This window comes from Kitasatospora sp. NPDC127060 (assembly GCF_042724935.1).
Classification (GTDB): domain Bacteria; phylum Actinomycetota; class Actinomycetes; order Streptomycetales; family Streptomycetaceae; genus Kitasatospora.
Genome location: NZ_JBHXEG010000033.1, coordinates 55,269 through 77,655, shown reverse-complemented (window position 1 = coordinate 77,655; position 22,387 = coordinate 55,269). Strand labels below are relative to the sequence as shown.

Sequence of the window (22,387 nt, the reverse complement as noted above, 5' to 3'; positions counted from 1 at the left end):
CTCGTGGCAGGTCCGACGATGTCGCTGGACGTAGCCGGGTCGCATCCCCTCATGATCGGCCACCAGCACGAAAGGGGAGGCGACGGGTGGGGGACTCAGGGGCGGCCGAGGCTGGGAGGGGGAGGCGGGCGGCGGCGATGAGGAGGGCGGGGAGCACGCGGGTGGCGTGGGTGGCGTAGCCGTGCGGGGAGGGGTGGATGCCGTCGGGGCCGAGGAGGTGGGTGGCCCGGTCGCGGAACTCGGGGCCGGAGGTGGGGGCGAGGTGGGCGCCGGTGCGGGTGTGGAGGCGGGCGAGGCGGCGGAAGCGGTGGTGGCCGATCCAGCGGGCCGGGGCGCGGACACCCCGCCCGCCACCCGTCCGGACCACCACCGGACGGCAACGACAACGGTCACCAGTTCAGCCTTTGGATCTTTGTCGATTCTGCGGTTCACTTCGAGTGCGGGCGATCGCACCCCGTCACCCCCACCCGTACGTCCAGAGAGGACTTCGATGGCCGGGCACGAGCATTCCCACGATGATCATGCGCATGACCACCAGAACTCACAGGGCCACGGAGGTCACGGCAGCCACGCGCACGGCCACGGGGGCCACGGCGGGCACTCCCACGGCGTCGCCGCCGACGCCGACCGCCGCTGGTTGGTCAGCGCCCTCACCCTGATCGTCGTCTTCATGGCCGGCGAGGTCGTGGTCGGCTTCGCCGCCCAGTCGCTGGCCCTGATCTCCGACGCGGCGCACATGCTCACCGACGCCGCCTCGATCGTGCTGGCCCTGATCGCCATGCGGCTCTCCGCCCGCCCGGCCCGCGGCGGCTACACCTACGGGCTCAAGCGCGCCGAGATCCTCTCCGCGCAGGCCAACGGCGTCACCCTGCTCGTCCTGTCCGCCTGGCTGGGCTACGAGGCGGTCACCCGGCTGATCACACCGCCCGACGTCACCGGCTCGCTGGTGCTGATCACCGCGCTGATCGGCATCGTGGTCAACCTGGCCGCCGCCTGGTGCATGTCGAAGGCCAACCGCAGCTCGCTGAACGTCGAGGGCGCCTTCCAGCACGTGCTCACCGACCTGTACGCGTTCATCGCCACCGCCGTGGCCGGCCTGATCGTGCTGACCACGGGCTTCGTCCGCGCCGACGCGATCGCCTCGCTGATCGTGGTCGCCCTGATGCTCAAGGCGGGCATCGGCCTGGTCCGGGACTCCGGGCGGATCTTCCTGGAGGCCGCCCCGGCCGGGATCGACCCGGACGCGGTGGCCGACCGGCTGGTCACCGAGCCGCTGGTCGAGGAGATCCACGACCTGCACATCTGGGAGATCACCTCCAACCAGCCCGCCCTGTCGGCGCACATCCTGGTCACCCCCGGCGGCGACTGCCACGCCGTCCGGCGCGAACTCCAGCGCCGGCTCTCGACGGAGTACGGCATCACCCACAGCACCCTCCAGGTCGACCACGTCGGCGAGGACGAGGCGGGCGCCCTGCTGCAGATCGCCGGCCCCGGCGAGTCACCCGCCGAGCACTGCGCCGACGCCCACGGCCCGGTCCACCGTGCCGGCCCGCACGAGCACTGAGCCCGCTGTTGTCGTCACGGTGCGGCATGATCTGAGTCGTGACCGCACCGCGACTGATGCTCCTCGACTCCGCCAGCCTGTACTTCCGGGCCTACTACGGCGTACCGGACACCCTGCGCTCGCCGCAGGGTGAGCCGGTCAACGCCGTCCGCGGCCTGCTGGACTTCATCGCCCGGCTGGTCCACGACCACCGGCCCGACGAACTCGTCGCCTGTATGGACGCCGACTGGCGCCCCCAGTGGCGGGTGGACCTCATCCCCTCCTACAAGACCCACCGGGTCGCCGAGGAGCCGGCCGCGGCCGAGGCCGGCGAGGAGGAGGTGCCGGACACCCTCGCCCCGCAGGTCCCCGTGATCGAGCAGGTGCTGGACGCCCTGGGCATCGCCCGGATCGGCTCCCCCGGCTACGAGGCCGACGACGTCATCGGCACCCTCACCGCCCGCGCCAAGGGCCCGGTGCAGATCGTCACCGGTGACCGCGATCTCTTCCAACTCGTCGACGACGCACGGCAGATCACCGTGCTCTACCCGGTCAAGGGGATGGGCAACCTCCAGGTCACCGACGACGCGCTGCTGCTGGAGAAGTACGGCGTGCGCGGCGCCCAGTACGCCGACATGGCGGCCCTGCGCGGCGACCCGTCCGACGGCCTGCCCGGCGTCAAGGGCGTCGGCGAGAAGACCGCCGCCCAACTCATCCGCGAATACGGCGACCTCGCCGGCATCCGCGCCGCAGCCGCCGACCCACTCTCCAAGCTCACCCCCGCCCGCCGCAAGAACCTCCTGGAGGGCGCGGCCTACCTCGACGTTGCCCCCACCGTTGTCCGCGTCGCCACCGACGTCCCGCTGCCGGAGTTCGACCCCACCCTCCCCCACGAACCCCTCGACCCCATGGCCCTGGAAGAGCTCTCCACCCACTGGGGCCTTGGCACCTCCCTCACCCGCCTCCTCGACACCCTCGCGACCGCCCGCTAAGAACGGAGCCCGCGTCCGTCTCCGCACTGGCTCCCCGGCACGTCCCGAGACTCGGCACCCCGAGGGTGCACTGGTCGCCGCGGGGGGATGAACTCCGCGCCGGGTGCGTCGAAGGAGGGAGTGGGACAGGTGGCCGGTTTGCCGTCGGCGGGCCTGTTCGCATAGAGATCCCACGGGATGTTCGCGGCCATCGGTGCGACATCAGCGCCGCGCCACGCGTTGTTCCGGTAGGTGTCCCGTCAGGGTCGGCGGGCCGGGTGCTGGGCCTGAGTCGCCACCAGGCCCCCGACTGGCGGACGACGGCGACGATGCGCTGTACTCCAGCGGCAGCGCGGGCAGTCTCGAGGAAAACGTGAGGCGCAATGCTGTCCCCGCCGGGCGATCAGGACCGCAGACACCCGCCCACGACCAGCGCCAGAATCCCGGCCGGGCATCACTCCGGTGTACGCACCCCGATCTGACGGTTGATCATCCTGATGGCCCCGAGCGCGCACCGCCTCCGCGCGCACCGGGGCGCCTGGCAGCCCGGTCAGTTGCTCGGATGGGAGGCTGCCCAGCCGCGTTCGAGGAAGAGCTCGAGTGCGGCGTCGGCCAGGGACTGGCCGGTCTTGGCCTTCTTGCGCTCGCGGCGGCCAGTCTGTTCGGTCACCCGCATACCCTATCCCAGGGTGAATCAACTGCAAAAGTTGAGTCGTTGCACTTATTTACCGAGTGTGCTTTCTTGGTGGTGCCGGGTCTCCCGGCGGCTCACCCACCTCCCGAGGGACACTCCCATGAACTCTGCTCGTGATCCCCGCATCGCGATTGTCGGCGCCGGCCTCGGCGGCCTCACCTGTGCCCGAGTCCTGCAGCAGCACGGCCGCTCCGTCACCGTCTTCGAACGCGAGGCATCTGCCGATTCCCGTCCGCAGGGCGGCTCCCTCGACATGCATCCCGATACCGGCCAGGCCGCGCTCGGTGCGGCAGGGCTTCTCGACCGGTTCCATGCCCTCGCCCGCCCCGAAGGGGATGAGTGGCGGGTGCTCGACTTCGCCACCGCCGCCCTCCTGGCGCAGCAGGGGCCGTCCGCCGACGGCGGTCGGCCGGAGATCGACCGGGGCCAGCTGCGTGGTCTGCTCCTGGACTCGCTCACCGAGGGCACGGTGCGGTGGGACCGTGCCGTCAACGGCGTCACCCCGCTGGCGGACGGCACCTGCCGGCTGGACTTCGGTGACGGCACCGCCGAGGACTTCGACCTGGTGGTCGGTGCCGACGGTGCCTGGTCACGCGTGCGCCCGGCTCTGTCGCCCGCCATCCCCGGCTACACCGGTGTCACCTTCGTCGAGACCGGATTCGACGACTGCGACACCCGCCATCCCGACCTCGCGCGGCTGGTCGGCAACGGGTCGATGCTGGCGAAGGGCGTCGGCAGGACCTTGGTCGCCCAGCGCAACAGCAACGGCCACATCCGCGCCTACATCGCGCTTCGCGCGCCCAAGGATTGGTATGAGGCCGCCGGTGTCGACCTCGGCGACCAGCGGGCCGTGCGGACATATCTGTTGAGGTTGTTCGACGGCTGGGACGAGAGCCTGCGCTCCGTCCTGCGCAACATCGACAACGGGTTCATCCACCGGTCCCTGTTCGTCCTGCCCGCCCCGCACACCTGGGAACACGTTCCCGGCGTCACGCTGCTCGGTGACGCCGCGCACCTGATGCCTCCCGTCGGGCTAGGCGCCAACCTCGCCATGCTCGACGGCGCCGACCTCGCCCACGCTGTCGTCACCGAGTCCAGCGTCGACGACGCCGTCCGCGCCTACGAGAGCATCATGCTGCCGCGCTCGATCGAGGCCGCGACGGGGAGTGCGAAGGGACTCGACAACCTCGTTCCCGCGACGGCCTCCTGAAGCGACGTGTATCGCGTTCGTGTCCTGCCGTCGCGGCAAGCTCGGGCTTTGCGGCCCCGTTCAGCTCGGTCGTGTACGCCTACCGTCGGGGACTGGTGATCCGATGCGGGTCCGCACAGCGGTCGACCGTGCGGCACCGAGGTGGTCGTAAGGCGTATGGCGAAGCGGCCGGGCGGCGCCGACTACGACGACGCTCTGCCCGTGGCCAGTGCGGTTCGCGCCAGCCCACGCAGCCAGGCGTGGGCGGTATCGGTGTCGTAGCGCTGATGCCATGACAGGTATACCGGTGCCGACGGCAGTTCGAGCGGGACGGGGAGCGCGACCAGGCCGAGCTCGGCGACCGCCGAGCGCGTGGTGGCTTCGGGGACGCTGACCAGGAGATCGGAGCCGCGCGCGAACTCGAGCGCGGCCGCCTCCGTGGGCACGGTCGCCACCACACGGCGGGCGAGGCCGAGCCGCGCGAGGGCGTCGTCGAGGGCATTGCCGAGGTTTCCACGTCGCGAGACGGTGACGTGCTCAGCGGCGGCGTACCGCTGTGCGGTGAGGGTCCTTACACGGGTGAGGGGGTGCCCCTGCCTCACGACGATGACGAGAGGGCTCTCGCCCACGTTCTCGGCACGGATGTCCGGTGCGCTCGGGCGGTTGGCGTTCGCTTCCAGGTCGACCTCGCCGCGCCGCAACTCGGGGGTGTCGGTGCTCGATTCCGCGACGAAGCGCAGTCGCACGCCCGGCGCCGCTTCCCGTACGGCCGAGAGCAGTGCGGGGCCGCTCATGGCGACGAGGGAGTCGTGCCAGCGGAGTGTGAAGGTGCGCTCCAGTGTTGCCAGATTGAGTTCACGGCTCGGTGCCAGCACCCCTTGGACCTGGTGCAGCAGCTCGTGCACGTGTGCCCGGACGGCGATCGCGTATGGCGTCGGGGTCATCGTGCGGCCGGTGCGCACCAGGATCTGATCCCCGGTCGTGCGCCGGATCCGGCCAAGGCTCCGGCTCATCGCGGGGGCGGTGACGTGCAGGCGTGCGGCGGCCCCGGCCACGCTGCCCTCCTCCAGCAGCGCGTCGAGCGCGGCCAGCAGGTTCAAATCCAATTGCATGTGAGTAATCCTAGCCGTGCTTTACATGCATTTGAAGTTAATCAATGGGCTGTATACCGTCGAGACCAGGGCGCTGAACAGAGCGCACGGTTCGGCCCGAACGGCCCCATCTCCTCCTTCTCACAAGGGAGTTCACCATGTTCGAAATGCTTCAGACCAGTGACGTCGCCGCCGTGGACGCCGACCTGCTCGGCCAGACCGCGATCGCCGTGCGTGCGGCCGGTTCGGCGCTGCGCGAGCGCTTCGGCGAGGTGGTCCGCTACCAGAGCCGCGAGGAGCTGATGCGTGCGCTCGCCGCCAACGACGATGCGGCCCTCGACATCCTGCGCCCCCGCCTTACCTGCCTGCGCCCGGACGCCGGCTGGGTGGCGGACGAGCTCGCCGGCGGGGCCCTGCCTCCCGGCGAATGGTGGGTCGTGGACCCGGCCGAAGGCAACGTCAACCACCTGCACGCCCTGCCCGAGTGGGCGGTGACCGCCACCCTCGTGCGCGACAACCAGCCGGTACTCACCGCGGTCCACCTGCCGTTGACCGGCGAGACCTACACCGCGCTCACCGGCGCGGGCGCCCACCTCGACGGCCGGCCGCTGCAGGTCTCCCGGACTGCGGACCTCGGCCTGAGCATCGTGGCCACCAGCCAGGCCCGGCCGGACGAGGACGAGGAGGTCGTGCGACGCGTCGGCGCCTCGATCACCGCGATGCTCCTCGACGCACTCGTCGTGCGGACGTCCGTGCCCGCAACGCTGCACCTGCTGAACGTGGCCGCCGGCCGGATAGACGCCTTCTGGCAGTTCGCCGGAGCCCGCGCCGACCTGCTCCCCGGCGCGCTGCTCGTCACCGAGGCCGGCGGACGGATCTCCGACGCCCAGGGCCACCCCTGGACCCCGCAGAGCGAGAGCTTCCTGGCCGCCGCGCCCGGCGTCCACGCCCAGGCCGTCGCCACGCTCTCCCACTGACCGCGCAACCCAACCCGCACCCACGAAAAGGACCACATCATCATGACCACGATCGCCGTTCTCGGAAACGGCCGCGTCGGCGGCAACCTGGCCACAGCCCTTACCCGGGAAGGCCATGAAGTGACTGTGGCGGACCGCGCACCGGGGGCCGCCGCCGACGCCGCCCGAACAGCCCGGATCGTCATCAACGCCACCCCGGGCGCCGGCTCGCTGGAGCGGCTCGCCGCCCTGCGCGAGGAACTGCGCGGCAAAATCCTCGTCGACGTCTCCAACGCCACCCTCGACGGACCGGACGGACTGCCAGCCGACCTGCTCTACCCCGGCTCGAGCCTCGCCGAACAGCTCCAGGAAGCGCTCCCGCAAACGCGCGTCGTCAAGACACTCAACACCATGCTTTTCCCGGTGATGACCGCGCCGGCCGCGCTCGCCCAGACACCGACCGCGTTCCTCTCCGGTGACGACCCGCAGGCCAAGCAGACCGTCCGTGAACTGCTCACCGACCTCGGCTGGCACAAGGAGTGGATCACCGACCTCGGCGGGATCCAGACCGCCCGCGCCACCGAGGGCGCGATCCTCTTCGTCCCGCACGTGATCCGATCCAGCGGATTCGCGCCCTTCGCAATCTCGATCGCCCGCTGACCGTACGCAGCGCACCGCCCCCGGCGGGCCCACGTCCAGAACGGATGCGACAGCGCAGCCAGGGCCGGCGACTCAGCGCCGGACGGCATCACGCTGACGCTGCTCCACTCCTGCGACTTGCAGAAATTGGAACAGCTATTCCCATCCGTGTCATCACGCCGGCGCCAGGAAGGTCCTCATTATGTCCCTCGACCCCCAGATCGATGCCCTGCTCGAGAAGTTGGCCGAAGGAGGCGAACCGGCACCGGAGAGTCGAACGGTCGCGGAGAACCGCGACCTCGTGAACAGCTTCTCCACCCTCGCGGGCGACGTCGAGCCCGTCGGCAGCGTGCACGACGCAGTGGCCGCCGCCGAAGGCACCGGCGCGGACGGCGCACTCTGATCCGCACCGACTCCGCCGGCGGCACCCACGACTTCCTCAACTGGCTCACCGCGCGAGGCCGATGGCCTTCCTACTCGGTCGGGATGACCATCACCGACGCCATCCACGAGGCCGTGCCGAAGATCCCGGCCGGCCTGGACATGGGCGCCTTCGTACCCCGGCCGGGACTGCTGTGCCCTGCCGTGCAGCGCTCGGCGGGGCACAGCAGTTCGTCCGAGGGTCGGTGTCACTGCCAGGAGCTGTTGAGGGTCACGGAGCCGGAGGCGCCGGTGGTGTAGCTGCGGTTGGCGCCGCTCTCCCACGTGACGTTGCCGTTCGAGTCCTTGGTGATGAACTTGTACTGGAAGGAGGTGTTCGGCGGGAGGCTGAGGGTGGTGGACCAGGTCGGGTAGTTCGCGGAGGAGAGCTTGATCGCCTGGTTGGTGTCCCACTGGCCGAGTGCGGAGAGTGCGCCGACCAGGTAGACGTTGGTGCCGTAGGCGGTGGTCTCGTTCTCGTTGAAGGTCACGCCGACCGGGGTGGTGGCGGCGGTGTTCCAGGTGTCGTTGATCGTCGCGCTGCCGGAGGCGCCGGTGGTGGCGGTGTGGTTGGCGCCGGACTCCCACTCGATGGTGCCGTCGGGGTCCTTCTTGACGTACTTGTACTGGAAGGTGGTGTTCGGCGGCAGGGTGACGGTGCCGCTCCACGTCGGGTAGTTCGCGGAGGAGAGCGCGACGGCGCTGCCGGTGTTCCAGTTGCCCAGGGCAGGGATGGAGCCGACGAGGTAGACGTTCTGGCCCGTCCAGGTGGTGGCGGACTCGTTGAACGTCTCGCTCACGCTGGTGCTCGAGCCGTTGTAGGTGTCGGTCAGTGCGGCCGTGGTGCCGGAACCGGTGGTGGCGGAATGGTTCGCTGCAGGCTCCCAGGTGATGTTCCCGGAGGAGTCCTTCTGGATGTACTTGTACTGGATCGCGGTGGACTGCGGCAGGCTGACGGTGGTAATCCAGGTGGAGCCTGACTGGGTCATGGGGACGGCGGAGGCCGGGGCCCAGTTGCCGAGCTGGTTGATCGAGCCGACCAGGTAGAGCGGGGCGCTGGTGGGGGCGCCGCTGACGGTGAACGTCTCGGCGACCTGGCCCGCGGTGGCGGTCGACGTCGCGGTGGACGTCGCGGTCGCGGTCGGGGAGGGCGAGGTGGTGGCCGTGGCGGTGGGGGACGGCGACGGGGAGGTCGTGCCGGTCGGGGTCGGGGACGGCGAGGGGCTGGTTCCGACCTTGCCGTACAGGGCGACGGCGTCCTTGGCCGCGATCGAGACTGTGGCGTTGCCGCTGCCGTCGACGGTCACGGTCGGGCCGCTGCACGAGCCGTTGGCGGCGGTGTAGTCGCCGTGGATGACGTCGCAGTAGGTTCCGGCGGGCAGGCCGGTCGCGAAGGTGCGGGTCTGGGTGGCCGTCTCGTTGTTGATGGCGACCCAGGCCTTGGAACCGCGGCTGAAGGCGATCAGGTTGGAGCCGTCGCTGTACCAGTTCGCCACGGGCTGGCCGGCGGCGGCGTTGTGCCAGCCGACCATGTTGGCGATGCCCTGGTTGCGGTCGGTGCAGTACCAGCCGTTGGAGCAGTCGGTGTTGCTGACGAAGCCGTTGGCGTCGGCCGGGGGCGAGTCGTCGGTGCTGTTCCAGGTGAAGCTGGCGTAAACCTGCGGAGTCCCGTAGCCCCAGGCGAGGTGGAAGATGTTGGCCAGGACGTAGGTGGCGCCGTTCTTGTAGTTCAGGGTCGAGCCGTTGCGCTCGGTGTCGTGGTTGGTCACCATCGAGCCCGAGCTCGCGGCCGGCTCGATGCCCCAGCTCTGCCCGAAGCTCTGGAGGTTGGAGATGTTGCCGTTGAACTGGTTCTTCAGGTCCTGGGCGTAGGTGAACTCGATGACCTGGCCCATGCCCTCGTAGGTGCTCGGGGCGAGGCCGCCCGAGCCGCCCGGCATGACCTCCTGGAGGACGTAGGGGCGGCTGCCCGTCCAGGTGGTGTTGTTCACCTTCGAGAGGATCGCCGACAGGTCGTTGGCGTTGATGTGCTTGGCCGCGTCGAAGCGGAAGCCGTCCACGCCCAGGCCGATGAGGCTGTTGAGATAACCCGCCTCGGTCTGCTGGACGTGGCCGCTCTCGGTGTAGAGGTCCTCCAACGAGACCAGATCGCACTCCTGAACCTGCGTCTGGCTGTTCCAGTCGTTGATCGCCAGGTTGGAGTTCGGGCAGTTGCCCGGATAGGCGTGGAAGTCACCGGAGCCGTAGCCGGGCTGCGAGTACGAGAACGACGAGCTGTTGAAGGCGTCGCCGCCGTAGGAGTCGGTGGTCGACTGGTTGGCACCGGCCATGTGGTTGAGCACGGCATCCGCGTAGACCTTCACGCCCGCGTTGTGGCAGGCCGTCACCATCGCGGCGAACTGCGCCGCAGTGCCCATGCGGCTGTTGAGGTCGTAGCCGACCGGTTGGTAGACCTCCCACCAGGGGTGGCCGCTGGCGCCGAGCCGGATCGAGTCCTCCGGGGGTGCGACCTGGACCGCGCCGTAGCCCTTCGGGCCCAGGACGGTGGTGCACTCGTTGGCTACCGAGTTCCAGTTCCACTCGAACAGGTTGGCCACGATGTCACCGCCGTTCGGGGTGGCGGCGTGTGCTGCGCCCTGCACGGTGAGGGGGATGACGACTCCGGTCACGAGCGCGCCGACGGCCAGGAGTCCGGTGCGGACTCTGCGGGTGCGGCGGGAGGCCGGCGGGGCGGCCTGGGATCTGCGGAAGAGATTCACGGAGCTACTCCAGAGGTGGGGCAGCCGGGCCGCGGGTGGCAGGGTGTGGTGTCGGATGACCCTGGTCGGGGCCGCGGCAACGGCGGGTGGGGAGCGGCGGAGCGCGACTGCACTCCGCCCGGGGGCGTCGCCGGTCTGGTTGCGGCCGAGGGTCCCTCTCGGCTGTTCGCACTGCTCTGACGTGCGGCGACACGCGCTGTGGCGCGATCTCGGCCCTTGCGGAAGACGACACTCCCGTAGATGGCCCATGACGGTCAAGGGTCCAGACGGGCCCATTTCTGAAACTATCAGCAAGAACTTGCATCACTACGTGTCCAGCTCCTCGGCCCGTGGAGCTCCGACGTCGCCTTCACCCGCCGCGAGCGTCGCCGCCGGCGGAGGGAACCTCGCCGAGTGCCGAGGACATGCGCCCGCAATGCTCACTCCGTGAGCCGACGGCAAGTCAGGGGCTGAACAGCGTTCAGCCCCTGCGCGAGTTCGTGGCCATCAGCCGGTTGCTGCCACGCCTGAGGCCGGTCAGCGACGAGCTGACCGACCTAGGAGGCGAGGATTGACGTGCCGAATCTGCCCTTGGCGGCCAGCATGCCTTCGACGTTCGCTCGCGCTGGTCCTGCGGCCGGGCCCGCCCCCACAGCTTGGGGTCCGGCCGCAGGAGTCTTGCGGGTGGACCGGGGTGTTCAGCCGGTCCGGATGTCGTCCAACAGGAAGGTGGCAGCGAGGTGAGCGTCCGCGCCACCGTCGAAAGCCAGCCTCCCGGTCCTGTCCTTGTGGGCGCGGAGGTCGACGGTGCGCTGGATGTGGCCGCAGCTGGTGGCGGAGGTGGAGCCGTTGACTCTCACCTTGACGGTGTGGTGCTGGGTGCGCCTGATCTCCTGGGTGGTGACAGTGGCCAGGAGAACGATTAGCCCCGGCAGTTCCTGCGACCGAACGGCGTCCCCGGGCGCCGCCTGGGGACGCCGTTCAGCCGGGTGCGGTTGTCAGGAGACGTTGAGTGCGATGTCGTCGAGTCCGAACGCGGTGGTGCCGTAGTAGGCGTCGGTCTCGGTGCCGGTGAACTTCAGGGTGACGGTCTTGCCGGCGTACTGGCTCAGCGAGAAGGACGCCTGGTCCCACTGGCTGTCGGCGTTGAGGTTGCTGTAGGTGTGCAGGGTGGCCAGGACGGTGCCGGAGGAGTTGAGGACCTGCACCTTGAGGGTGTCGGCGGCGCCGAGGGCCGGTTCGGAGGTAGCGACGTAGCGCCAGAAGGAGAAGGTGGCGTTGGTGCAGCCGGCCGGGATGCTCACGGTCTGCGCGAGGGTCTCGGTGGACGCGTAGCCGTTGTCGCCGAGGATGGAGGCGTAGCTGCCCGAGTGCGCGGCGAGGCCGTACAGGGCGCTCTGGCCGATCGTGGCGGTGCTGCCGGACCACGGCGAAGTGCCGTTCTCGAAACCGCCGTTGCGGATGAGCTGACCGGCGGCGCAGCCGCTGGAGGCGGACGCGATGGTCCAGCTGAAGGTGGTCGAACCGGTGGCACCGGTTCCGTCGGTGGCGGTGACGGTCACGGACGAGGTGGTCGCCGTGGTCGGGGTGCCTGAGATCAGACCGGTCGAGGAGTTGATCGACAGGCCGGCCGGAAGACCCGCGGCCGAGTAGGTCAGGGTCTGGCCGGAGGCGGAGTCGCTGGCCTTGGTCTGCAGCGAGGCGGCTGTGCCGACCGTGCCGGTCTGGTTGTCCGGGGTTGCCACCGTGATCGTGTTGGTGTTCTGCGCGCTGACGGTCCAGCTGAAGCTGGTCGAGCCGGAGGCGGTGCCGGAGGTGGCGGTGACGATAGTGGTGGACGTGCCGGCCGTTGTCGGGGTGCCGGAGATCAGGCCCGACGAGGAGATCGACAGGCCCGCCGGAAGGCCTGAGGCCGAGTACGTAAGTGTCTTGCCCGCCGAGTCGGTGGCGGATATCTGCTTCGCGAGGGTCGTTCCCACAGTTCCGGTCTGGCTTCCCGGGTTAGTGACGGTGACCGTCTCGGTGGTGCTGCTGCTGGCCGCGAAGGCGGTCAGGCCGTTGGGAGTGCCCAGTCCGGTGGGGCCGTCGTAGCCGGTGCCTGCGGTGCACAGGTAGCTCGGGGTGCAGGTGCCGTTGCTGCCGCTGGTGACGTCGTTGAGCGCATTGGTGTGCTGGTACGGGTACTTGGCGGGGTTGTCGCCGGTGCCCGGGGTCCCCGCGTCGGCGTAGACGCCCGCGATGATCGGTGCGGAGGCGCTGGTACCGCCGTACTCGTTCCAGCTCGAGCTGGTCTGGTAGCTGTCGTAGACGGCGACTCCGGTCGCCGGGTCGGCGACGGCGGAGACGTCGGCGATGGTGCGCTCGGAACAGCCGGTGTCGGTCTGCCAGCTGGGCTTGGGGTCGTAGGCGGAGCAGCCGGAGCCGGTGCCCGAGGTGCTGGAGGTGCTCCCCCACACGCTCTCGGTCCAGCCGCGTGAGTTGGAGGACTTGCTCAGGGAGGTACCGCCAACGGCGGTCACGTACGGGGAGGCGGCCGGGTACTCGGCACCGTAGGCCTGGTCTCCGGCGGAGGCGGTGATGACGACGCCGGGGTGGTTGTAGTACGAGGTGTCGTACGAGGTGTCGCTGGAGGATTCGGAGCCGCCGTAGCTGTTGGAGACGAACTTCGCGCCCAGCGCGACCGCCTCATTGACGGCCTTGCCCAGGTCGTCCGTGTTCGCCGAGGTTGCCTCGACCAGGAGGATGTGGGCGTTCGGGGCGATCGCGGAGACCATGTCGAGGTCGAGCGAGATCTCGCCGGCCCAGCCGGAGTCGGCACTCGGGTAGCTGGTGCCGCCCGACTCGTCGACCTTAGTGAAGCAGCCATTGGCCGTGGTGCACGACGGCAGGCCGTACTGCGAGCGGTAGACCGCGAGGTCGGCCTCGGCGTTCGGGTCGTCCTGCGCGTCCACGATCGCGATCGTCTGCCCGGCGCCGCCATTGGCCGGGAGGTTGTACGCGCTGAGGAGATCGCTGGGACCGTAGCCGGACGGCGTGGCGTTCGGAGTCACCGCGTTGGCCGACATGGCGGCGGACTGCTTCACGTCGGTACGCACCAACGCCAGGCAGGACATCATGTGGGCCTGCTTCGGGGCGGCGCACAGGTGCTTGACCTGCACCGAACCGCTGCTCGCGACTGACGCTGCCTCAGCGAACGCCGGAGCCGCGGTCAGCGCCCCCAGGACAGTCGCGGCGGCGAGCGTGGCGAGACCGCTCAAGACCGGGTACCTGGGGTGGCGCGGCGTGGGGGTACTACCCATGATCCAGGGTGCCTCTCTGGTCAGGCTGTCCGGACGCCGGCAGGCGCACGGACGATCCTCTGTACGGATAAGGGCAGCGGCGGACGAGCTCCGGAAAAGCGCACGCCGCATTGAATGACTGGCGCTGCATTCCGGATGGCCTTTGCACAGCAACGGCACTGATGGGGCGTTACCGGTGGGGGTTCGGTCCGCCGCCTCCCAGAGAGAGCAAAGCAGAGGCGCTGAAAGGCCGTCAACATGATCGTTCGGAGAAATTTGACGTTAACAAATGCCCCCCTGGTGCCAGCCTGACAGGCTGTCGGAACCAAGCCAGGAAATCAGGAGAAAGAACAGTCGAAAGAGATCCGGGCGGCGCCCTGAAAAGGGCTTACGAATATAGGGAAACGACGCCTCACGGCCGGTACTCGCCGGACCGCTGGATATCGAGCCGACTCGAAAGGCGTCCCGGACGGGGGCCTTCAGCGGCAGGCGCACCGACGCTCCACGTGCCCGGAAGACGCACGCGAAGTCGTCCCGTTCCCGGGAGTCGGACCTCGTCCAGAGCCCCCGGGTCCGTGCGGACCGGGTGCGGCGACCATGCTAGGGAAGACAGCGCCCCCCGACATCAGGGAAACCCCTTGCTCTGGCGCACAGGGATGCCGTGGGCGCACCATGGCCCGATGCCGGACTTCATGAACGTGGTGAACGCGCAGGTCGGTCTTGCGTTGCCCGTGGTGGCGGGCGACCCTGACCGCGCACGCCGGGTGGTGCTGTTCGGCCCACCCGGGATCGGAAAAACCACCGCGGCCGAGGCTCTGGCCAAGCAACTGGCGATGCCCGTGCTGCGGCTGGCGCCGGGCCCCCAGGACGCGCAGGTCCCATACAGCGGCCTGCTCGAACTCGCCCTGGTTCTCCAACCGCTGCCGGCGGCACGGGAACTCGCGACCGGACTGGACGGGGCCGCCGCAGAGCCGGGCTCCCCGCATCACGCGGCGTCGGCCCTGCGAATGCGCCGGCGCACCGCCGCCCTGCTGAGAGATGCACCTCCGTTCGCTCTGGTGGTGGACAACGCCCAGTGGCTGGACCCAGCCAGCGAAGCCGTCCTGGGCTGGGCCCTGCGGCTCGCCCCCGACCTACCCGTCATCGTGGCCGAGCGCGCGCGGCGCCCGGGGGCGGGGGGCCACTGGTGCGGGGAGAACGCGTACGCGGTGCGCGCACCGGCCCTGACGTTCGGTCAGGTCGAGCTACTTCTGTCGGCGTACCGGTTCGCCCCCCGCGATGTACTGCGGATTCACGCCGACAGCGGCGGAAACCCGGCCCTCGCCCTGGCCCTGGCTGAATCCCCACGCCCACCCGCGGACCAGGCCGGCGAGGACGGGCACTTCCTCGTGACCGACGCCCGTCGACTGGTGGGCGAGTGGCTGGAAGAGGTCTCCGCTCAGGCACGGGAGCTGCTGACGGCCGCCGCGCTGGACGACCGGCCCGACCTCGCGCTGCTGAACCGGCTCGCAGGTCCACCAGTCACGAACCTGCTCGCCGAGGCAGAGGCAGCCGGCCTGGTCCACGTCGAACAGCCCGGCGGGCAGGTGCGGTTCACTGCCCGTGCCATTGGCACCGAACTCACGGCCCGGCTGTCGACCACCGCCCGCCGGCTCCTGCACGCCCGCCTGGCCCAGGCCAGCCACGACGAGATTCGCCGCGACCGCCACCACGCGCTCGCCGCCGACACGGACGACCCCCGTGCGGCCCGGCACGCCGCCGACGCCGCCGGTCACGCCAGGCTGCGGGGGGAGCACGCCCTGGCTGCCGAACTCTCCCTGCTGGCCGCCGAACGCACACCGCGGGAGAACACCGGCCTGCTCACCGAACGGGCGGTGCACGCCGTGCGCGACGCCGCACACGGGGGCGACCTCTCCCGTGGCCGGGCTGCCGCCCGCCTCCTGCTCCTCAATGACAGCAGCCCCGCCCATCGGGTCGACGCCCTCCTGGCCCTGGCCGACGCCGACGGGCAGCACCTGGGCGACGCGGACGAGCTGTTCGCCGGCGCCCTCCACGAGGCAGCCGGCCTGCCCGAACTGACCGCCCAGGTCCTCATCCGCCAGGCCGTCTGGGCCAACGTCAAAGAAGGCGCCCCCCAGAAGGCCGCGACCCTGGCAGCTCAGGCCGCCGCCCTCGCCGAAGCAGCCGGAGACGCTACCAGCACCGCCATGGCGCTGACCATGCAGGCGCGCATCCAGCGGATCCTCGGCAGCCCGCAGGCCGAGGCCACCCTCGGTCGCGCCCTGTCCCAGCCGCGCACCGCGCCCGTCGCCACGAACGCCACCCCCGAACACCTCGCCGCCCGCCACGCCTTCTTCGACGACCGCCTGGCCGAGGCGCGAACCGCGCTGGTGCCCCTGCTGATCCAGGCCCAACGCGCTGGCGACCCGGAAGCCACCGTGGACATCCTGCGCAGCCTCGCCGAGGTGGAGATCCGCGCCGGCCGCTGCGCCCGGGCCCTCGAGTACGCCGACCGCGCCCGAACCCTGACCGAGCGGGCCGACCTGTCACCCGCGCCGGCCTGCTACACCTCCGCCCTCGCCGAAGGCACCGGCGCGCGAACCGACCTCGCCCTGGCCCACGCCCGCCGCGGAGCCGACACCTGCCGCCAGGAGGACAACCGGGTCTACCTCTCCCGCAACCTCTTCGTCCTCGGGCACCTCCTGCTAGCCGCCGGCCGCCCGAAGGAAGCGGCGGAGGCCCTGGAAGAGGTCCGCGACCTCGAGGCGCGGCAGCAGGTCCGGGACCCGTCCGTCCTGCGCTGGCACGCCGACCTCGCCGAAGCCCACATCGCGCTGGGCCGCCTCGACCAGGCCCAGGACCTGCTCACCGCCACCCGCCGCACCGCCACCGACCTCGGCAGACATTCGGTCCTGCCCCCGCTCGAACGCGCCCAGGCCCTCCTCGACGCCGCCCTCGGCCACTACGACACCGCCGCACGCCGCCTCACCGACGCCGCCGACCGCCTGCACCACCTGCCCGTTGAACGCGGCAGGACCCTCCTGGCACTCAGCCACACCGAACGGCGCGCCCGCCGCCGCTCCAGCGCCCGCACCGCCGCACGCGACGCCGCCGACCTCTTCACCGCCCACCAGGCCCACCCCTGGGCCGAGACGGCCACCCACCTCCTCCACCGACTCGACAGCACCCCGGACGGCGAGAGCCACCCCCGCCTCACTCGCGCCGAACAGCGCTGCGCCGAACTCGCCGCAGCGGGTGTGACCAACCGCGACATCGCCGCCGCCCTCACCGTCAGCGAGAAGACCGTCGAAGCGACCCTCACCCGCGTCTACCGCAAACTAGGCCTGCGCTCACGCGTCCAGCTCGCTAACGCCATAGCCCCTGCGAAGGACCGAACTACCGACACGTAATCAGAAACCCCCGGATGCCCCCGCGATAGGAAGACCGCATACGTCACGGGCAACGTCGAGTCGACGCGGCTGGCAAGTGCGCCGAAGGAACGGTAGACGTCGGCTGCGAGCTGGTGATGACCCTCCCTGGGTCCGCACCACCGTGCAGTCTGCTGCCCGTTGATGCCGACGAGGTCGCCGCCGCAGGGGTTGGCCTCACCTCATCCGGCAGGACGCGCAGCAGCATCCGACGGCACCAGCCAACCACGCGGTCACGGTCACCTGGTCGCCAGCAGTGGGACCCCTTCCACCCCGAACGCTCGGCTCACCGAAGACGCGGACCCTGCTGGCCCTGGCGAACCTCTGGAGGAAGTGGCTGAACCATCGACGGGGAGGCCTGGTGCTGGGCAGGGCCCCGGTTCTGGCGCTGATCGGATGGCTCGATCTGGCGGTTCGCCACCGGCCGGGCACTGCGGATTGGCTGTCCACCCCGCTGCTGGAGCTGGTCGCGGTGGGCTTGGCGCTCGGCTTGGCGGCCGGCTCGGCGGCGTTCGGCGAGCACCGTGATGACGTCCTCGGCGGTGCCGGGCTGGGCGAGGGCAGCGTCGTCCACGTACGGGCGGCCGGCGAGCCAGGTGGCCTCCGTTCGGCCGGAGACGGTGTGCAGGATCTCGGCCTGGTCCGTCGCGGGCAGCGTGCGGTAGACGTCGGCGGCGAGTCGGCGGAGGGCCTGCTGGTCGCTGTCCGTAGGGACGGTCGCCGGGGCGTTCGAGGTGGCGATGCGGCGGGCGGCGATGGCGGCTTCGGCGGCTGTCCAGTAGGCGTGGTGGCCGGTGCGGCCTTCCTCGACGTAGGGGCCGGCGGGCTGGAGAATCCTCACAGGTCAGACCCGGTTTCGTGTGTTGGGAAACTTCTGCTTCCCGCGACCGCGATCTCTTCCAACTCGTCGACGACGCACGGCAGATCACCGTGCTCTACCCGGTCAAGGGGATGGGCAACCTCCAGGTCACCGACGACGCGCTGCTGCTGGAGAAGTACGGCGTGCGCGGCGCCCAGTACGCCGACATGGCGGCCCTGCGCGGCGACCCGTCCGACGGCCTGCCCGGCGTCAAGGGCGTCGGCGAGAAGACCGCCGCCCAGCTGATCAACGAGTACGGCGACCTCCCCGCCATCCGCGCCGCCGCCCTCGACCTCGGCTCCGGACTCACCCCGGCCCGCCGCCGCAACATCGTCGAGGGCGCCGCCTACCTGGACGTGGCCCCCAGGGTCGTCCGCGTCGCCGACGACGCCCCCCTCCCCGCGTTCGACCCGGCCCTCCCCCACGAGCCCCTCGACCCGATGACCCTCGAACACCTCGCCACCCGCTGGGGCCTCGGCACCTCCCTGGACCGCGTCCTGGAGGCCCTCGCCACCCGCTGACCCCACTCCCCGCCGGTCGGTCGCCGGCCCCCCGGCGGCCTGTCGGTGGGCGGCCGTATAGTTCGGGGAACTGATGATCAGTTCTGTTCCGAACTCGGGGGTCCCCTTGAACAGCATCTCCATCAAGCGACGCGGCGCGTTCGTGCTCGCGGCCGCCGCCCTGGCCACGGTCGGGGTCGCGGGTACGGCCCAGGCCGTGCCCAACTCCGGCTCGCTGTGGGTCGGCTACGGCAAGAGCAACACCTACGCCAGCGTCAAGTGTGTCCAGCTGATATCCAACAGCCTGCAGTACCAGACCGGTTACCACACGGTCACGGTGGACGGCGCGTTCGGACCGGACACCTACGGGGCGGTCGTCGCCCTCCAGAAGTGGGCGCACCTGGACCCTGACGGCGTCGTCGGCCCGAGGACGGGCGACGTCATGATCGAGGCGACCAAGGACTACTACGGCTGCTACTCCTACCTGCCCACGCTCAAGTAGGGGCCGGCGCACAGCACGACAGGGGCCCGCACGTTCGCTTCGAACGTGCGGGCCCCTTCGGGTACCCGGCTCAGCCCACCGAGGAGTAGGCGATGATGCCGCGGCGCAGGCCGTCGACGGCCTTGCGGGCGGTCTTGCGGAGTTCGGCGTCCCCGCCGGCCGCGTCCTGGATCTGGCCGAGGACGTCGATCAGCTGCTTGGTCCAGCGGACGAAGTCGCCGGCCGGCATGTCGGCGTCGCGCAGGACCTGGTCGAGGCTGTGGCCGAGGGCCCAGCGGTAGGCGGCCCAGGCGAAGCCGAGGTCGGGTTCGCGCTGGCCGACGCCCTCGGCGGTGTTGATCCGGTGCTGCTCCTCCAGGGCGTCCAGATGGCCCCAGATCCGGACCATCTTGCCGAGTGCCTCCTTGGCCGCGCCCTCCGGCACCCGGGGCGCGCCGGCGTCGTCGGACTGGCGCGACTCGTAGACCAACGCCGAAGCGCAAGCGGCGAGTTCGGCGGCGGCGAGGCCGCTCCAGACGCCCTCGCGGATGCACTCGGAGGCGAGCAGGTCGAGTTCGCCGTAGAGCCGGCCGAGCCGCTTGCCGTCGTCGGTGACGGTGTCGCCCTGGAGGTAGCCCAGGTCGGTGAGCAGGCCGCAGACCCGGTCGAAGGTGCGGGCGATGGTGTGGGTGCGGGAGCGCATCCGGCGTTCGAGCAGTTCGGTGTCGCGGTGCAGCCGGTGGTAGCGCTCGGCCCAGCGGGCGTGGTCCTCGCGGTCGGAGCAGCCGTGGCACGGGTGCTGGCGCAGTTCGGTGCGCAGCCGGGTGATCTCCGGGTCGTCGGCGGCGGCCGCGCGGCCGCGCCGGAACCGCTCGGGTTCGAGGTGGCCGGCCTTGGTGCGCAGGGCGGAGGCGAGGTCGCGGCGGGACTGGGGGCTGCGCGGGTTGAAGGACTTGGGGATGCGCACCCGCTCGACGGCGACGACGGGGTACGGGAAGTCGATCATCGCGAGCCGCTTGACCTGCCGTTCGGCGGTGAGCACCACCGGGCGCGGGCCGTCCTGGTAGTCGGGGTGGCGCGGGCCGCCCCGGCCGGAGCGGCTGACCGGCGGCAGGCCCGGGTCGAGGACCAGGGCGAGGCCGGCGAACTTGCCGGTGGGGACGTGGATGACGTCGCCCGGCTTGAGCTGCTCGATGGACTCGACGGCTGCGGCGCGGCGCTGGCTGGTGCCCTCGCGGGCCAGTTCGTTCTCGCGGTCCTTGAGCCGGCGGCGCAGCTCCATGTACTCGTCGAAATCGCCGAGGTGGCAGGTCATCGACTCGCGGTAGCCGTCCAGCCCCTCCTCGTTGCGCTGCACCTGGCGGGCGATGCCGACGACCGAGCGGTCCGCCTGGAACTGGGCGAAGGAGGTCTCCAGCAGTTCGCGGGAGCGGTGCCGGCCGAACTGGGAGACCAGGTTGACGGCCATGTTGTACGAGGGTCGGAACGAGGACTTCAGCGGGTACGTACGGGTGCCGGCCAGGCCGGCCAGCGCCTCCGGGTCGAGGCCGCGCTGCCAGAGCACCACGGCGTGGCCCTCGACGTCGATGCCGCGCCGCCCGGCCCGGCCGGTGAGCTGGGTGTACTCGCCGGGGGTGATGTCGGCGTGGGTCTCGCCGTTCCACTTGACCAGCTTCTCCATGACCACCGAGCGGGCGGGCATGTTGATGCCGAGCGCCAGGGTCTCGGTCGCGAAGACGGCCTTGACCAGGCCCTTCACGAAGAGCTCCTCGACGACCTCCTTGAACCGGGGCAGCATCCCGGCGTGGTGGGCGGCGATGCCGCGCTCCAGCCCGTCCAACCACTCGAAGTAGCCGAGGACGTGCAGGTCCTCGTCGGGGATGTCGGCGCAGCGCTCCTCGACGACGGCCCGGACCAGGGCGCGGTCGGAGTCCTTGTTGAGCCGCAGCCCGGAGCTGAGGCACTGCTGGACGGCGGCCTCGCAGCCGGCCCGGCTGAAGATGAAGGTGATCGCGGGCAGCAGGCCCTCGGCGTCGAGGCGGTCGATGACGTCGACCCGGCCCGGGGTCCAGACCCGGCCGGGGCGGCCGTTGGGCATGGAGCGGCCCCGGCCGCGGCCGAAGCGGTCGCGCGGGTTGCGGTCGAGCTCGGAGCGGGCGAGCCGGACGAGTTCGGGGTTGACCAGCTTGCCGGGGTGGCGCGGACCCGCCTTGGGGCGGCCGTCCCGGTCGGGGTCGGCGAACAGGTCGTACATCCGGTTGCCGGCCATCACGTGCTGCCACAGCGGCACCGGGCGGGTCTCGGAGACGATGACCTTGGTGCCGCCGCGGACGGTGTCCAGCCAGTCGCCGAACTCCTCGGCGTTGGAGACGGTCGCGGAGAGCGAGACGAGGGTGACCGACTCGGGGAGGTGGATGATGACCTCCTCCCAGACGGCGCCGCGGAAGCGGTCGGCGAGGTAGTGCACCTCGTCCATGACGACGTAGCCGAGCCCGTCGAGGGTGCTGGAGCCCGCGTAGAGCATGTTGCGCAGCACCTCGGTGGTCATGACCACCACGGGGGCGTCGCCGTTGACGGTGTTGTCGCCGGTGAGCAGGCCGACCTTGGCGGCACCGTAGCGCTTGACCAGGTCCCCGTACTTCTGGTTGGAGAGCGCCTTGATCGGCGTGGTGTAGAAGCACTTTCGGCCGGCCTGGAGGGCCAGGTGCACGGCGAACTCGCCGACGATGGTCTTCCCGGAGCCGGTGGGGGCGGCGACCAGGACCCCTGAGCCGGCCTCCAGCGTCTCGCAGGCCTCCAGCTGGAAGTCGTCCAGCGGGAAGTCGTAGAGCTGCTGGAAGCCGTACAGGGCGGTGGCCTGCTCCTGGGCCCGGCGACGGCTGGCCGCGTACGCCTCGGCGGGGCTGAGCTCCTGGTCGTCCTGGGGCTCTGGATCGGGGGTGTTCATCGCCGTCCGGGTGTGGTTGGTGTGATCTCGCATCTCAGCGAGAGGTTACCCGGGTGGAGTGACATCGATAGCACCGTTTTCCGCGCGAGGAGATCACTCCTCTCCCACATCCATAGTTGCAAATGTCTTCAAGTGATCAGGAGTGGATCAGATCCGGACGTCTGCGGTCATCCGCGGTGGAGTGCGGGAGTTGCTGCCTACCTTCGGGAGCCACAGCCACCAACTCACGGGAGGACCGCCACGATGGCGAACCTGGAGACGTCCCTCAAGGACGCCATGTCGATCGACGGCGCGATCGGCGTCGCCCTGGTCGACTACGGCAGCGGCATGGCCCTCGGCACCCTCGGCGACGGCGGCGAGTTGGACCTCAACGTCGCCGCGGCCGGGAACACCGACGTGGTCCGCGCCAAGATGCGGGCGATGGAAGCGCTCAACCTGCTCGACAACGAGATCGAGGACATCCTGATCACGCTGACCCACCAGTACCACATGGTCCGGCCGATCACGACGCCCAGCGGGCGCGGGCTGTTCCTCTTCCTGGTGCTCCACCGCAACCGGTCCAACCTGGCGATGGCCCGCCACCGGCTCAAGCAGATCGAGCTCTCGCTGGAGATCTGAGCCCACCACCACGGGGGACGCCACGGGGACCGACA

Annotated in this window: 16 protein-coding genes and 2 pseudogenes; 11 read left to right on the top strand and 7 right to left on the bottom strand. The window is 70.5% G+C overall.

What is annotated here, in order from left to right; all coding sequences use genetic code 11:
- Nucleotides 1-49: 49 nt before the first annotated feature.
- Complete coding sequence (locus ACFWIS_RS19970) at nt 50-367, bottom strand: hypothetical protein (RefSeq protein ID WP_380456506.1); 318 nt, start codon at nt 365-367, stop codon at nt 50-52.
- A gap of 123 nt (nt 368-490) precedes the next feature.
- Here ACFWIS_RS19970 and ACFWIS_RS19965 point away from each other — a divergent pair, with 123 nt between their 5' ends.
- The 3 genes from ACFWIS_RS19965 to ACFWIS_RS19955 all read left to right on the top strand — a co-directional run bounded on the left by ACFWIS_RS19965 (nt 491) and on the right by ACFWIS_RS19955 (nt 4,418).
- Nucleotides 491-1,564 (top strand): cation diffusion facilitator family transporter, encoded by a 1,074-nt coding sequence (locus ACFWIS_RS19965; protein WP_380456508.1) that lies wholly within the window; start codon nt 491-493, stop codon nt 1,562-1,564.
- 56 nt (nt 1,565-1,620) lie between these two features.
- Entirely contained in the window at nt 1,621-2,535 is a 915-nt protein-coding gene (locus tag ACFWIS_RS19960) for a 5'-3' exonuclease H3TH domain-containing protein (protein WP_380456598.1), read from the top strand.
- Between the two features lie 773 nt (nt 2,536-3,308).
- On the top strand, nt 3,309-4,418 hold the full coding sequence (locus ACFWIS_RS19955; RefSeq protein WP_380456510.1) for an FAD-dependent oxidoreductase: 1,110 nt from the start codon (nt 3,309-3,311) through the stop codon (nt 4,416-4,418).
- 182 nt (nt 4,419-4,600) lie between these two features.
- Here ACFWIS_RS19955 and ACFWIS_RS19950 read toward each other — a convergent pair whose 3' ends face one another.
- Nucleotides 4,601-5,509 carry a LysR family transcriptional regulator gene (locus ACFWIS_RS19950; protein WP_380456512.1) on the bottom strand — a complete coding sequence of 303 codons (909 nt, stop codon included), beginning with the start codon at nt 5,507-5,509 and terminating at the stop codon, nt 4,601-4,603.
- A gap of 137 nt (nt 5,510-5,646) precedes the next feature.
- Between ACFWIS_RS19950 and ACFWIS_RS19945 the strand changes: the two genes are divergently transcribed.
- From ACFWIS_RS19945 to ACFWIS_RS19930, 4 genes and pseudogenes are all read left to right on the top strand, one after another.
- The gene (locus tag ACFWIS_RS19945) at nt 5,647-6,465 is read left to right on the top strand and encodes an inositol monophosphatase family protein (RefSeq protein WP_380456514.1); all 819 of its coding nucleotides are present in this window, start codon (nt 5,647-5,649) and stop codon (nt 6,463-6,465) included.
- A gap of 42 nt (nt 6,466-6,507) precedes the next feature.
- A complete protein-coding gene (locus ACFWIS_RS19940; protein WP_380456516.1) occupies nt 6,508-7,104 on the top strand; it encodes an NADPH-dependent F420 reductase in 597 nt (198 codons plus the stop codon).
- A 181-nt stretch (nt 7,105-7,285) separates the two neighbouring features.
- The gene (locus ACFWIS_RS19935; RefSeq protein WP_380456608.1) at nt 7,286-7,486 is read left to right on the top strand and encodes a hypothetical protein; all 201 of its coding nucleotides are present in this window, start codon (nt 7,286-7,288) and stop codon (nt 7,484-7,486) included.
- Nucleotides 7,456-7,617: pseudogene (locus ACFWIS_RS19930) on the top strand (IS1380 family transposase); the annotation flags it as partial. The gene ACFWIS_RS19935 and the pseudogene ACFWIS_RS19930, both read left to right, overlap by 31 nt.
- A 95-nt stretch (nt 7,618-7,712) precedes the next feature.
- Here the strand turns inward: ACFWIS_RS19930 and ACFWIS_RS19925 are convergent.
- From ACFWIS_RS19925 to ACFWIS_RS19915, 3 genes are all read right to left on the bottom strand, one after another.
- On the bottom strand, nt 7,713-10,262 hold the full coding sequence (locus ACFWIS_RS19925; RefSeq protein ID WP_380456518.1) for a carbohydrate-binding module family 20 domain-containing protein: 2,550 nt from the start codon (nt 10,260-10,262) through the stop codon (nt 7,713-7,715).
- A gap of 677 nt (nt 10,263-10,939) precedes the next feature.
- Nucleotides 10,940-11,101 (bottom strand): hypothetical protein, encoded by a 162-nt coding sequence (locus tag ACFWIS_RS19920; protein ID WP_380456519.1) that lies wholly within the window; start codon nt 11,099-11,101, stop codon nt 10,940-10,942.
- A 138-nt stretch (nt 11,102-11,239) separates the two neighbouring features.
- On the bottom strand, nt 11,240-13,498 hold the full coding sequence (locus ACFWIS_RS19915; protein ID WP_380456521.1) for a putative Ig domain-containing protein: 2,259 nt from the start codon (nt 13,496-13,498) through the stop codon (nt 11,240-11,242).
- 701 nt (nt 13,499-14,199) lie between these two features.
- Here ACFWIS_RS19915 and ACFWIS_RS19910 point away from each other — a divergent pair.
- On the top strand, nt 14,200-16,929 hold the full coding sequence (locus tag ACFWIS_RS19910; RefSeq protein WP_380523936.1) for an AAA family ATPase: 2,730 nt from the start codon (nt 14,200-14,202) through the stop codon (nt 16,927-16,929).
- A gap of 304 nt (nt 16,930-17,233) precedes the next feature.
- Here ACFWIS_RS19910 and ACFWIS_RS19905 read toward each other — a convergent pair whose 3' ends face one another.
- Nucleotides 17,234-17,788, bottom strand: a complete 555-nt coding sequence (locus ACFWIS_RS19905) for a hypothetical protein (protein ID WP_380456525.1) — start codon at nt 17,786-17,788, stop codon at nt 17,234-17,236.
- A 44-nt stretch (nt 17,789-17,832) separates the two neighbouring features.
- On the opposite strand from ACFWIS_RS19905, the pseudogene ACFWIS_RS19900 reads away from it, so the two are divergent.
- A pseudogene (locus ACFWIS_RS19900) lies at nt 17,833-18,327 on the top strand (5'-3' exonuclease H3TH domain-containing protein); the annotation flags it as partial.
- Between the two features lie 106 nt (nt 18,328-18,433).
- Entirely contained in the window at nt 18,434-18,808 is a 375-nt protein-coding gene (locus ACFWIS_RS19895; RefSeq protein ID WP_380456527.1) for a peptidoglycan-binding protein, read from the top strand.
- A gap of 70 nt (nt 18,809-18,878) precedes the next feature.
- Here the strand turns inward: ACFWIS_RS19895 and ACFWIS_RS19890 are convergent, their stop codons facing one another.
- A complete protein-coding gene (locus ACFWIS_RS19890; RefSeq protein ID WP_380456600.1) occupies nt 18,879-21,734 on the bottom strand; it encodes a DEAD/DEAH box helicase in 2,856 nt (951 codons plus the stop codon).
- Nucleotides 21,735-21,977: 243 nt separating this feature from the next.
- On the opposite strand from ACFWIS_RS19890, the gene ACFWIS_RS19885 reads away from it, so the two are divergent.
- Entirely contained in the window at nt 21,978-22,352 is a 375-nt protein-coding gene (locus ACFWIS_RS19885) for a hypothetical protein (protein ID WP_188309638.1), read from the top strand.
- Nucleotides 22,353-22,387 lie beyond the last annotated feature (35 nt).